Origin of the sequence: Vallitalea sp., from assembly GCF_025211055.1 — a bacterium.
Classification (GTDB): Bacteria; Bacillota; Clostridia; order Lachnospirales; family Vallitaleaceae; genus Vallitalea.
Window position 1 is genome coordinate 45,912 of sequence record NZ_JAOARO010000004.1, and the last position, 14,217, is coordinate 60,128.

Annotated in this window: 9 protein-coding genes; 6 read left to right on the plus strand and 3 right to left on the minus strand. The window is 32.6% G+C overall.

Features of this window, described 5'->3' with window-relative positions:
• The first annotated feature begins 71 nt into the window (after positions 1 to 71).
• From N4A55_RS00640 to N4A55_RS00650, 3 genes are read left to right on the plus strand one after another with little or no spacing between them, the layout of a single operon-like run.
• Positions 72 to 3,215 (plus strand): lantibiotic dehydratase, encoded by a 3,144-nt coding sequence (locus tag N4A55_RS00640; protein ID WP_293753467.1) that lies wholly within the window; start codon positions 72 to 74, stop codon positions 3,213 to 3,215.
• Positions 3,216 to 3,220: 5 nt separating this feature from the next.
• Positions 3,221 to 5,083 carry an ABC transporter ATP-binding protein gene (locus N4A55_RS00645; RefSeq protein WP_293753468.1) on the plus strand — a complete coding sequence of 621 codons (1,863 nt, stop codon included), beginning with the start codon at positions 3,221 to 3,223 and terminating at the stop codon, positions 5,081 to 5,083.
• Positions 5,058 to 6,392 (plus strand): lanthionine synthetase C family protein, encoded by a 1,335-nt coding sequence (locus N4A55_RS00650; protein ID WP_293753469.1) that lies wholly within the window; start codon positions 5,058 to 5,060, stop codon positions 6,390 to 6,392. The genes N4A55_RS00645 and N4A55_RS00650 overlap by 26 nt, the downstream gene beginning before the upstream one ends.
• A gap of 127 nt (positions 6,393 to 6,519) precedes the next feature.
• Here the strand turns inward: N4A55_RS00650 and N4A55_RS00655 are convergent, their stop codons facing one another.
• Together N4A55_RS00655 and N4A55_RS00660 are read right to left on the minus strand one after the other, a co-directional pair.
• Positions 6,520 to 6,936 carry a hypothetical protein gene (locus N4A55_RS00655; RefSeq protein ID WP_293753470.1) on the minus strand — a complete coding sequence of 139 codons (417 nt, stop codon included), beginning with the start codon at positions 6,934 to 6,936 and terminating at the stop codon, positions 6,520 to 6,522.
• Positions 6,937 to 7,030: 94 nt separating this feature from the next.
• A complete protein-coding gene (locus N4A55_RS00660; RefSeq protein ID WP_293753471.1) occupies positions 7,031 to 8,818 on the minus strand; it encodes an aminopeptidase P family protein in 1,788 nt (595 codons plus the stop codon).
• A gap of 231 nt (positions 8,819 to 9,049) precedes the next feature.
• Here N4A55_RS00660 and N4A55_RS00665 point away from each other — a divergent pair, with 231 nt between their 5' ends.
• On the plus strand, positions 9,050 to 9,322 hold the full coding sequence (locus N4A55_RS00665) for a hypothetical protein (protein ID WP_293753472.1): 273 nt from the start codon (positions 9,050 to 9,052) through the stop codon (positions 9,320 to 9,322).
• A 115-nt stretch (positions 9,323 to 9,437) separates the two neighbouring features.
• On the opposite strand, the gene hcp is transcribed toward N4A55_RS00665, so the two are convergent.
• Positions 9,438 to 11,084, minus strand: a complete 1,647-nt coding sequence (gene hcp, locus N4A55_RS00670; RefSeq protein WP_293753473.1) for a hydroxylamine reductase — start codon at positions 11,082 to 11,084, stop codon at positions 9,438 to 9,440.
• A 246-nt stretch (positions 11,085 to 11,330) separates the two neighbouring features.
• Here hcp and N4A55_RS00675 point away from each other — a divergent pair, with 246 nt between their 5' ends.
• Together N4A55_RS00675 and N4A55_RS00680 are read left to right on the plus strand one after the other, a co-directional pair.
• A complete protein-coding gene (locus tag N4A55_RS00675; protein ID WP_293753474.1) occupies positions 11,331 to 11,984 on the plus strand; it encodes an SGNH/GDSL hydrolase family protein in 654 nt (217 codons plus the stop codon).
• A gap of 308 nt (positions 11,985 to 12,292) precedes the next feature.
• The gene (locus N4A55_RS00680) at positions 12,293 to 14,083 is read left to right on the plus strand and encodes an L-fucose isomerase (RefSeq protein WP_293753475.1); all 1,791 of its coding nucleotides are present in this window, start codon (positions 12,293 to 12,295) and stop codon (positions 14,081 to 14,083) included.
• Positions 14,084 to 14,217: the final 134 nt, after the last annotated feature.

Genomic DNA, 14,217 nt, shown 5'->3' on the forward strand with positions numbered 1-14,217 from the left:
AGTAATATTAAACATCAAAAAACATCAAAAAGATGTTTTTTGATGTTTATATGAAATGAAAGGAGAAAATAATGAATACACAGAGTATATTCAGATGTCTTGATTTTTTTGCACTACGGATGCCTATACTATCTACTAATGTATTTGAAAATAAGTTAACATCCTTAGATGAACCTATCTTAGATGAATTATGGGAATTTACACAAGACCCATTAATAAGAGAAGCAATTGCTGTTTCAAGTATATCACTTCTGGATGCTCTAACTAACCTTTCATCAGATAGTCCATCTCGTAAAAGAGAACAAGCTACCAAAGCTTTTTTACGTTATTTGATTAGAATGTCTACTAGACCAACACCTTTTGGTTTGTTTTCTGGTGTGGCGTATGGAGAATACGGAGAGTATTATAAGGTTGCATTAAGGAGCACTGAGTATCATGAAAAGCGTACTCGTCCTGATATGAATTGGTTATTCAAGATAATAGCACAAATAGAGAATACCCCTAATATAATTAAGCAGTTAATAGTAATAACAAATACTATGGCTTATGAAGTGGGTAATAGAACATATCTTCCATACTTAACAAATTTAGGTCAAGCTAAGGGTAGCGGCAACAAAATGGAACGTACATCAGTACGAACTACAAGTGCCGTCAAACAAGCACTTAACTTAGCAAAGACACCTTTGACCTTTGAAGAATTAATATCAAAATTAAATGTTGAATATCCAGATACACCACGGGAGCAAATAAACCAATTTGTTTATCAGTTATTTAAACAAGAGTTGTTAATTTCCGATTTACGCCCACCACTAATAGAGGTAAATCCATTGAATTACCTATTACAACGAATAAAATATATAAAAGGAATAGATAAATTAAAAGCTCAGTTACAAGAAATCTCCTTCATGATAGATATGTATGATAGAACTCTATTAGGAGAAGGCGAAGAATTATATCGAAACATAATTAAGAAGATGAAGAAAATAACTGAAAGTAAAAATTATCTACAAGTTGATCTTAAGATTCAAACGGATGAAGTTGTTTTACCCTTTTCTATTAAAGAAGAGGTGGAAAAAGTAGCAGAAACACTATGGAAAATCAGTAATAATGAATATGGATTATCACATTTCTCAGAATATAGAAATGATTTTATAAAAAAATATGGATCATCAAGAGAAGTTCCATTATTAGAGTTATTGGATGAAGAGATAGGATTAGGAGCACCAGCAACATATGAATATCCACCTTCCAAAAGAAGACCAAAGAAAAATATAACAAAATATCAACAACGTAAGAAATACTTATTATCACAATGGTTAACCATGAGCTTATTAAAAGGAGAACAAGAAATTGTTCTAGATGATTATAAAATAGAAGAATTAGCAGGAGAAGATATTGATAGTCGCTATACTCCTCGTTCTTTTGAACTCTTTTTTTCATTGGCTGCCGATTCAAAAGAAGCTGTAGAAGCAGGAGATTATACTCTTATAAGTGGAGCAACAGCACTTTCCTATGGTGCGGGAAGGTCAATTGGGCGTTTTAGTGACATTATGGGTTCAGATTTTCAAGATTATCTTAAAAATGTTGGGAAATTAGAACAAGAGATGTGTTTTGATAAAATAATAGCTGAATTGGTATACTTACCCATAGATGGCAGAGCAGCTAATGTTGTATTAACCTATGAAAATCGTAACTACGAGATTGTTATGGGAACAACATCTTCTAAGAAATCAGAGAATATTATTCCCTTATCAGATTTGGTAGTTGGTATAGATAAGAGAGGATTTTATCTTCGCTCATTAAAGTTTGATAAAGAGGTTGTAGCTGTAGTTAATCATATGTTCAATGGCTCTAAATCACCTAATGTCTATAGGTTTCTTAGAGAATTGGCTATGGAGAGACAGAGGAATATTGAAAATTTCCATTGGGGGGAATTTGACTCATTGCCATTTTTACCTCGTATAAAATATGGACGTTGTATTTTATCGCCTGCTAGATGGATTCTTAATAACGAGACATTATCTATTGATGAAAATATGAATAAAGAAGAATGGATAGAAAAATTCAATATATACAAGAAAGAATGGCGACTTCCCCAATATGTCTATTTGACTCAGACAGATAATAGGTTATTATTGGATCTAAATGAGAATGAGCATATTGAAGAAATACGGAGGGAATTCGGTAAACTCAATTTTGGGCAAGGAATCATATTAACGGAATTGGGGCATGAATTAGGGGAACTACCTAAAAATAATAGGGGTAGATATTATACTGAATTTGTATTTCCAATTATAAAAAATTCTACAGTAAATAATAGAGAATCCATACCTAAAAATCAGTATAAACCAATTGATCCTGTTGAACGTTTTAGACTTCCAGGAAGTGAATGGATGTATGTTAAATGGTATGGAGTCTGTAATCGTATAGAGGAATTTTTGGGAGGACCGTTAAGAGAGTTCTGTAATAAGGCAGAGCAGAATGGTTGGATTGGGTCAAGTTTTTTCATGAGATATTCAGATCCAGAGGCACATATAAGGTTACGATTTTTTGGTGAACCTAAGAAATTACAAAGTGAGTTATTACCACAGCTCAATAATTTTGCTAAGAATTGTTTAGAGGAAGGTATGCTCTCACGAATGGTTATTGATACATATGTCCCTGAACTTGAACGTTATGGTGGTCGGGAATTAATGAATATTGCAGAGCAATGGTTCTGCATAGATAGTAGAATTGTAATGGATTGGATAAGATCAAATGAACAAGGTCTTTTACCTATAGAAAAGGATTTGTTGGCGGTAATTAGTATTATTGATATCATGGAGCAATTTGGATTAACATTTGATGAACAACTTGCTTTTTTGGATAAGATTGTGAACTATAAAGATTATCTTGATATGTTTAGGTCTAAGAGGTCCCTCTATGTGAAATTAGGGGATGCAAGAGATGGATTTGCAGAACTTAGGAGACATGAAGCAGGACAATTCATATTACCAGCATTACAGGGAAGAAGTAATACATTGCATTATTATGGAGAACAATTATCTAAGAAAGAACTTAGTGGAGATTATTATGTTAAGTCCATTGACGCAATGCATAGTATAATTCATCTTCATATAAATAGATTATACGGTATTGATAGAGGTGATGAAACAAGAGTACTTACTTTAACACGACATACGCTACACAATTTAGTATACATTCGCAGGAGGTGAACATAATGGCAGTAGATAGAGAGGATTCAAGTATAATATCAGTAGCTAATATTTTAAAATCATTTAGATATTGGCCTCGTATTATGAGGCTGTTGTGGGCTACAGATGCAAAAAGTTTGATTGCAATAATGATTTTAAATCTATTTCATGGTATTTCACCAATTATTGTTTTGATATTGACCAAAGACTTGATTAATTCCATTACTTATTCTTGGACTAATGGGTTTAATATAATTCTTAAGGCATTTGCTATATTAGTTGCATTTACACTTTTGAGTCAGTTGCTGAATCTAGTTCAGAGTTATATAGAGAGCTTATTCAAAGTCCTTTTGATGAATAGAATCAATAAGCTCATAATGGAAAAATCAGTATCATTATCATTAAAAGATTTTGAAAACTCGGAAGTGCAAGATGCTTTGAAGCTTGCACAAAATGAAGCAGGTCATCGTCCATATCAGATTATGCAGCAGATGATGTCCCTCATAAGTGGTATTGTGACACTTATTTCTGCAGCAGGAATGCTGATAATTTTTAAATGGTGGATGGCTTTTATATTACTTATTATACCACTTACATCGTTTTACTCTTTTCTTCGTATAGGACAGCAAGAGTTTCTAGTTCAGTATAATCGTATACCTAAGATGAGAAAGGCATGGTATTACTCTTATCTAATGACAAACGATAAGAACTTCAAAGAAGTGAAGCTATATCAATTAGGGAAATATCTTCAAAGATGTTACAATGGACTATTCAAAAGCTTCTATAAAGAAGATAAGAAGATAGCTAAAAAAAGGTTAAGTACTGGAATTATATTTCAAGTTATTAATGTTATAGCTAATGTATTAATGATGATAGTTGTACTTAGGTCTGCATTTCTTAGAGAAATAGAGATTGGTACTGTAGTAGCACTGACTCAAACTATAACTATGACACAGAGTAACTCCCAAGCACTAATTTCTGGATTGCTTTCATTATGTCAGCATAATCTTTTTCTAAAACAGCTATTTATATTTTTGGACTTGAAAGTCAGTAAGACTAATAAAGGTCAATATACTGATATTATGGATATTGAAACCGTTGAATTCAAAAATGTATCTTTTATGTATCCAGATACTAATAGGTATGCTCTTCATAACGTTAGTTTTAAGCTGAAACGTGGAGAGACAATGGCAATTGTTGGACGTAACGGTTCAGGTAAAACAACCTTGATGAAGATATTAACTGGGTTATATGATGATTTTGAAGGTGATATCCTTATTAATGGAATATCAATTCGTTCGTTTAATCAAGAAGCATTACGCAAACATATAGCTGTAGTTTGTCAGGACTTTGTCCAATATGAACTTAATATGAGGCACAACATAGGATTTGGTAATGTTAATAGACTTGAACGTGATGAAGAATTGTTAGAATCAGCACGAAGAGCAGGAATAGATAGTTTAGTAGATCAATTACCACAAGGATTAGATACCCAGATTGGAAGGTTGTTTGATCAGGGCAGTCAATTATCAGGAGGACAATGGCAGAGGGTTGCAATTGCCCGTGCATTTATGCGTAAAGCTGATTTGTATATACTTGATGAACCTAGTTCCATGCTAGATCCTGAGTCTGAACTCCAAGTGTTTGCAAAATTCAGAGAATTAATTCATCAACATATAGGTATATTTATTTCACATCGATATACCTCAATAAAGTATGCAGATCATATAATCATGATGGATCAAGGAGAAATTGTTGAACAAGGAAGTCATCTTGAATTGATGAAAAAAGACGGTATGTATGCTTATCTATATAAAATGCAGCTTTCTGCATATAGTGATAACGATAAGGAGGAAGTACAATATGAAATGGTCTCAGGTGACAGATGAAAAAATCTGTAATAAGATACAACAGATTGTAGATGAAGGAGCACATAGATTAGTTAATCCAGAGCAGATACAACAGGATATGCTTGAATTAATTAAGATACGTAAAGAATCTGGAGCTGAGTATATACCTTGGTCACCTACTGATTTAGCCAGAGGGTATAGTGGCTTTTGTGTGATGTTTGGAGCTTTGGATAAAGCTAATCCTCAAGGGGGATGGGATAATATTGGACATTCCTATTTACAAGACATACAGAAAGTAATTATGAAAGAGAGTATCAGAGAATTCAGTCTTTGGACTGGATTAGCTGGTGTTATTATAGCCGCAAGAGCATTATCAAGAGGTGGGACAAGATATGGGAACTTCATAAAAGAGTTAAATTCATTTTTCATCAAGTCCTTTCCTAGTATAATGCAATATATGGAATCAAGACTAGAGCAAGGTATTTCTCTAAAAGAGTTTGATGTTATTCAAGGGTTGAGTGGTATTGGGCGTTATGTGCTCTGTTTCATTGACGAACATGATATGAAACTGGCAATGGAACAGATTCTTACATATCTAATTAAGGTATGTGAAGATAAAAAATATAAAGGTTTGGTTGTACCTGGCTGGTATGTATATTCTAATAGATATACTGGATATGATAGCCAATATCCTAATGGTTACTTCAACTGTGGAATGTCACATGGTATACCTGGTGTTCTTGCTTTGATGTCCATAGCTATGATGAAAGGAGTAGAAGTATCAGGCCAACATGAAGCTATACATAAGATTGCTCAGTGGATAATGAAGTGGAAAGAAAATGATGAATTTGGACCACTATGGCCTGCTAGAATTACATGGGAAGAGAATCTGGAAGAAAAAGCACAAAATGTTGTTCCACGAGAAGCTTGGTGTTATGGAGGTCCTGGAGTTGCACGTGCACTTTGGTTAAGCGGCATAGCTGTTAATAATGATGAATACAAGAGTGTAGCACTAGAAACATTTAGAGGAACAGCCATGAGACCAGAGGAAAAATGGAATATAGAATCTGACACATTCTGTCACGGGAGAGCAGGATTACTTCAAATGGTACAGAGAATGTATTCAGAAAGTGGAGATAAATTGATTGGAGAGTTGAGAGATAAATTATTAGAGCAAGTAATAGATTTATGGAATAAAGAAGCGCTTTATGGATATCAGGAAAAAGAACTTTCAGACAAGCAGGATATAGGTGGATTACTAGATGGAGCAGCAGGAGTATTTACAGTATTAATAGGATTGATACAGGAACAAGATACTGATTGGGATTTAATATTTTTGATTAGTTGATTAAAATATTATAATTTGGCATTTAAGTCAATATATATGAATGAATATTATATATTATTAGATTTGAATATGCTATTTACTAATTTTTATAATACAATAAAAAAATAGACTAAAGTAAAATATTAGTCTATTGATAATGTTGTTGCAATCTTCCAAGTTCTCTATCTAACTCAGAATCTATCTGCTTATCTATTTCTTTTTTATAATCTGTAATAAGCTTTGATTTTTCTTTATCTAATTGTTTTATAGTTTCATTAACTTTGTCATTTACGACTTTTCTAGCATCTTCCGCTTTTGATTGTTTATAAGCTTCTAAATCATTTTTAATATCATTTTTATAATCTTTAATATAATTATCTAATTTTTTCATAGCTTCATTTGTATTTCTTTCAAGTCCTGAATCCTTCTTTAATACAGCATCTTTAACAGCGACTATTCCTTTTATTATTCCACTATATATATCAATATTAGCTGCATAAGCTACTGTGTTAATAAGGATAATAGAAAGTATGCTTATAGTAACTATTTTTTTGAATTTTTTCATTTATAATTCCTCCCCATTTCTTTTTACAGGACTCATTATAGATGATTTATTATCAAAATACTACATGTATATGTTGGTAATTATACCATATCCATTATATACTCTTCGTCTGGGATTGAAGCCATAAGCACTCATCTTCGTTAAGATAAGGAGAAAGCTTATTATATACTTCGCAGTGATAATTATTTAACCAATCTTTTTCATCATTGGTAAGTATTGTAACATCAATACCTTTTAAATCTATAGGACAATAGGATATTGTGTCAAACGCCATAAAACGACCATCAGAATTATTCATTACTTCCTTAACCAATATAGAGTTTTCTATACGTATACCATATTTGTTTTCTTTGTAGATACCTGGTTCGTTAGTAAGATACATTCCTTCTTCAATTACTACATCTTTAGATTCTCTGCGAATTCTTGCTGGTCCTTCGTGTACACCTAATAAATAACCAACTGAATGACCAGTTCCACACTTATAATCCATATATTCTTGCCAAATAGGCTGTCTTGCAATAACATCAAGATTAGAACCTGTTGAACCATATAAAAAGATTAAACGTGCAAGGGCAATATGGGATTTTAGAACTAAAGTATAGTCATGACGTTCTTCCTCTGTAATATCACCCAATACAATAGTACGTGTTATATCTGTAGTACCATCATAATATTGTCCACCAGAATCAACTAAGAAAAATCCTTCTGGTTTCAATGTCTTAGTAGTTGCCATATCAGGCTTATAATGCATCATTGCTGCATTTTCCCTGTAAGCTGGGATTGTTGCAAAACTATCTTCAATATATAGAGGATTTTCTTTTCTGAAACTTGCTAATTTTTCTGCTGCAGTGATTTCTGTTATATTTCCACTTGGAACAGCTTTTTCTAACCAATATAAGAATTTTACTAGCGCAACTCCATCTTTTATTTCACATTCTTTTAGATTTTTGATTTCGGTATTGTTAAGTTTAGCTTTTATAATAGCTGTAGGTTCAAGTGTTTCTACAATACGGTTAGAAGAATCAATCATTGACTTTAGACCGTAATTTAACTTAGTAGGATCATATATAACCGTTAAATTCTTAGTATATATTTTTATATCATCAAATATATCATCATAAGATTTTATGACAATATTTTGTTCTTCAAGTATTATTCGTATATCTTGAGGAACTTTGTCAAGTTGTATATATAGTATAGCTTCAGTCAGAGTTATTATTCCATAAGCATATGGGATAGGGGTATATATTATATCATTACCTCTAATATTAAATAGCCAAGCAATATCATTGAGAGAGCTGATTAGATATATTTCAGAATCTTTCTTTTTCATTTCATTTCGTATTGAATCAATTTTCTCGGCAGATGTTGAACCTGTATATTTTATGTCATGATAAAAAACTCTGTCAGTAGGTAGGGCTGGTCTGTTCTTCCATATATTTGATATAAGGTCTACACTACCTACAAATTCTATTTTATCATTATTTATTATATTTTTAAGCATTTTCATATCATTCACTGAGAATAAACGCTGGTCAAAGCCTATTTTTTCACCAACCTTAATGTTATCTTTTAACCATTCTTGATATGTAGGCACACCTGGTTCAAGCATTTTATATAGAACAACTTCACTATTACTAAGTTGTTTTTCAGCTTGAATAAAATATCTGCCATCAGTCCAGAGACAACTTTCTGACATAGTAATGATAACTGTACCTACTGAACCTGTAAATCCAGATATGTAAGCTCTGCTCTTGTAGTATTCAGCTACGTATTCGCTTTGATGGGGGTCAGCACTAGGGATAATATAGGCAGATAAGCCTTCCTTATTCATTTCTTGACGTAATAATTCTATCCGCTCATTTACTGTAATTTCAGCCATTTTCATACATCCTTTCATAACTTTTTATAACGTAGATATAATCGTTACTGGTATTGTATCAAATTATACTTTTTAATAAAAGCCTATAGCATAAATAATATTATTAAATTAAAATAAAAAATTAAAAACTTATTAAACAATAGTTATTATATGTTTTAGTATATATGTTAAGCTCTTTCACTTTAGCAATGTCAAATGCATATAATAGTAAAAAAAGCAGAAGGATAGTATATGTTTAACGAAGAAGTTGAAGCTACTAGATTCGGTAGAGGAAGACGTCCTTATCGATACCCTTATTATTATCCATATTCATATTACAGGAGATATCCCTACTATTATAGAAGAAACCCCTATTATGTAAGATATCCATATTATAGAAGACCTTATTACTATGGAAGACCTTACTATTACGGAAGACCTTATTACAGACCATATAGAGGAAGAGGCAGAGGTAGACTATATGGTATGGAAGAAGATAATTATTCAGACATCATATATGTATAGAAGGACAAAATATAAAAGCGCAGAAAAATCTGTGCTTTTATATTTGGATTAATATAAATTCGTATTATCTTTTTAGGATTAATCTAGGTGCGATTATATTGATAAATTAAAATAATTAACCTAGAATAGTTTGCAAATCATGGTCTGGTGTTGAAATCGACTGCAGATTAAATTTATCGACCAATACTTGTAGAATGTTTGGGGTTATAAAAGCAGGTAATGTAGGTCCCAGATAAATATCTTTCAAACCAAGGTATAACATTGTTAGTAATACCGCAACCGCTTTTTGTTCATACCAGGTTATGATATAGGACAATGGAAGATCGTTCACATCACATTCAAATGCTTCTGATAAAGCTAAAGCAATCTTAATAGCTGAATAAGCATCATTACATTGACCTACATCCAGTATTCTTGGGAAAGGACCGATAGAACCAAGATCTAATTTGTTGAATCTATATTTACCACAGGCAAGGGTTAATATGATAGTATCTTTTGGTGTCTTTTCAGCAAATTCTGTATAATAATTTCTTCCAGGTCTAGCGCCATCGCAGCCGCCAATCAAGAAGAAATGCCTTATTTTACCGTCTTTGACAGCATTAACAATTGCATCAGCATTACTTAGGACAGCCTTTCTGGCAAATCCCATAGGTATTCTTTTCTCTGGTTCATCGGTAGTGAAGCCTTCTAATTCTAAAGCTTTTTCAATAACAGGTGAAAAATCCTTATGACCATCAATAGTAGGGATGTGGGTTACATTAGGCCAGCCAACAATACTTGAGGTGAATAACCTGTCTTTGTAATTTTCCCGTGGTTTCATTAAGCAGTTACTTGTCATTAATATTGCTCCAGGCAAGTTATCAAACTCTTTCTGTTGATCTTGCCAAGCACCACCAAAGTTTCCTATTAGATGCTTGTATTTTTTTAATCCAGGATAAGCGTTACAAGGAAGCATTTCTCCATGAGTATATATATTAATACCTTTTCCTTCAGTTTGCTCAAGCAAATCTCCTAAGTCATTTAAATCATGACCTGATACTACAATAAAAGGTCCTTTTTTCTTGGTTATGAGCATTTCTGTGGGTTCTGGGTCACCATAAGCACCAGTATTTGCTGCATCAAGTAGCTCCATACATCTAAAATTGGTTTTACCAAGTTCCATGTTTAGGTTGAAATAATCTTCAACAGTTAAATCTCTATTAAGGGTAGAACCAAGAGCTTTGAACATGAAACTAGCTATTTCAGCATCATATTTTCCAAGTACATATGCATGATGAAAATATGCTCCCATACCTTTTATACCATATATTAACAACTCTCTTAATGAACGAATATCCATATCTAAGTCTTCATCATCCATAACACCTAAGTTCTTCATATTAGGAATACTAAGAATCTCTTCTTTTGTTTCAGGAGCAATATAATCTGCTCCCTCAGGTGCGTCAGAGGTGGAAGCTTTATTCATTAAGGCCTTTTTATAGTAATTAGTTTTTTTGATATATTTAACGAATCTTTCAGGTGCAAAGTTAACATTAGTAAGTGTTGCGAATACACACTCTGTACAAAACTCTCCTAATTCTCTAGGTATATCCTGTCCATCTTCAATTAATCTTGTTGCATAATATCCTAATCCTTTTAATATGAAAATTAGAACGTCCTGCATTTTAGCTACATCAGGGTCTTTGGTGCAAATTCCCATTTTAGTACATCCTTTACCACCTGCTGTTTGTTCACATTGATAACAAAACATAGCGTTGTCCATATATACTTCCTCCTTAATATTGATATTTTTTCTTCATAGTTATCTTAGGCTAATCACAAGAAGAATATTCTACAATTGGAAGATTATTATATTAAATTATGCATTAAACAATAAATAATGGATTTCTGATTAAATAGCAATTCTTAATAATTACTTATCTATGATATTAAATAGAATATAATCGTGATATAATGATACTTATATTTATTAGATACAAAGACCAAATAAATGAAAGGAGTAATATATATGATACATAATGTCAAAGATAACTCATTAATCTTATTTCAAGGAGATAGTGTTACTGATAGTGGTAGAACAAGTAATGAATATTTAGAACTTGGTTTTGGTTATGCTAATATGGTTGCATCATGGTTAACAGCATTACACCCAGAAAAACAATTACAATTTCTTAACAAAGGAATAAGTGGTAATAGAGTTTCAGACCTTAAAAAAAGGTGGCAAGAAGATTGTATAGATCTAAGACCAGAAGTAGTTTCTATATTAATAGGTATCAATGATTGCTGGCGTAGATATGATAGTAATGATCCTACTTCAGTTGATAATTTTGAAACTATATATAGAGAGATTCTTATGAATATAAAACAAAAATTAGATGCTAAGATAATAATTATGGAACCTTTCTTATTACCTGTAATTGAAGAATCAGAAGGCTGGTCTGCTGGGCAGGGTAGATGGAGAGAAGACTTAGATCCTAAAATCCATGTAGTAAGATCTCTAGCAAGAGAGTTCAATGCTACATTAATTCCTCTAGATGGTATATTTGCAAGAGCAGCAACAGTTCAACCTATGGAGAAATGGACTTTGGATGGAGTTCATCCTACACAAGCAGGACATGCATTAATAGCAAGACAATGGTTAAAAGCTTTTTCAGTAATGTAAATAATTTATATATGGATAATTAAAATAAGTTAATAAATGACTTGATAAAATAATAAAAAGATTATATAATAAAAGAAAACGATTACTATACATTATGTAATTGAATTCTTTTATTTTTATATTAACTAGTGTATGGCATATGTTTATGTGTCATATGATGAAACAAGTATATATAGAAGATGTATATTCTTATATTTTTTGTATTCATAGTAAACGATTACTATAGTTGTTTCATATTAGTTTCAATATCATATACTACCTCTTTATTAAAGGGGTTAAGGTTAATAAATTTTAAGGAGGAATAATTTATGACAGGTACAAATAGGTTACAAGGTAGAATGCCAAAGGTAGGAATCAGACCAACAATTGATGGTAGACGTGATGGGGTTAGAGAATCACTTGAAGATCAAACAATGGATATGGCAAAAAGTGTTAAAGAGTTTTTAGAAGCAAATCTTCGCCATCCTAACGGTTTACCAGTAGAATGTGTTATCGCTGATACAACTATAGGTGGGGTAGCTGAATCAGCAAAATGTGCTGATAAATTTGCAGCAGAAGGAGTTGGAGTATCTATCACTGTAACTCGTTGTTGGTGTTATGGAACTGAGACACTTGATATGGACCCATCAACACCAAAAGCTGTTTGGGGATTTAACGGAACTGAACGTCCAGGAGCAGTATATCTTGCAGCAGCATTAGCAGGTTATGACCAAATAGGAATTCCAGCATTTGGAATCTATGGAAAAGACGTTCAAGATCTAGATGATACAACAATACCAGAAGATGTAAAAGAAAAATTATTACAATTTACAAATGCAGGATTAGCTGTTGCTAATATGAAAGGCAAATCATATTTGTCTCTTGGAAGTGTTTCAATGGGAATCGCAGGTTCTGTTGTTGATCCAGCATTTTTCAAAGATTATCTTGGTATGAGAAACGAATATGTTGATATGTCTGAATTCATTAGACGTATAGATAATAAGATATATGATCCAGTTGAATACGAAAAAGCTATCAAATGGGTAAAAGAAAATTGTGTTGAAGGTGAAGACCGTAACGATAAAGAATTAATGCATACTAGAGAGCAAAAAGACGATGAATGGGAAACTGTTGTTAAGATGACTCTTATCGCAAAAGACTTAATGGTTGGTAACCCTCGTCTAGCAGAGTTAGGTTATATCGAAGAATCATGTGGACATAATGCAATAGCTGGTGGATTCCAAGGTCAAAGACAATGGACAGATTTCATGCCTAACGGTGACTTCATGGAAACAATCCTTAATTCATCCTTTGATTGGAACGGTATCAGAGAAGCATTTGTATTCGCTACAGAAAATGACTGCTTGAATGCAGTACCAATGTTATTTGGACATTTACTTACTGGAACAGCTCAGATATTCTCAGATGTAAGAACTTATTGGAGTCCTGACTCTGTGAAACGTGTAACAGGAAAAGAATTATCAGGCAAAGGTGCTAATGGAATTATCCACTTAATCAATTCAGGTTCAACTACTCTTGATGCAACAGGACAACAATCAATAGATGGAAAACCAGCAATGAAACCATTCTGGGAAATTACTGAAGAAGAAACTAAAAAATGCTTAGATGTAACTACTTGGGGACCAGCAAGCTTAGGATACTTCAGAGGTGGCGGATATTCTTCAACATTCAAAACAGATGGTGAAATGCCTGTAACAATGGCAAGAGTTAATATCATAAAAGGTCTAGGACCTGTTCTACAAATAGCAGAAGGTTACACTATTGACCTTGATGAAGACATTCATGATGTACTTAACATGAGAACTGACCCAACTTGGCCAACAACTTGGTTTGCACCAAACTTAACAGGCAAAGGTGCTTTCATAGATGTATATTCTGTAATGAACAACTGGGGAGCTAACCACGGTGCAATAAGTTATGGACATATCGGTGGTGACCTTATCACACTAGCATCTATGTTAAGAATACCTGTAGCTATGCACAATGTACCAGAAGAAAGAATCTTCAGACCTAAAACTTGGGGTGCATTCGGACTTGACGATTTACAAGGTGCAGACTACAGAGCATGTAATAACTTTGGACCAGTTTATGGTAAATAATCAAGAGCATATTTACTTATAGGGTATCCAATGTCATTTAGTTAAGAAAAAGCATAAAGAGTTTTGTTCTAAAAATAGAACAAGGCTCTTTTTTTCAACAATTATTTTTTTAACAATAAAATAACACTTGGCAA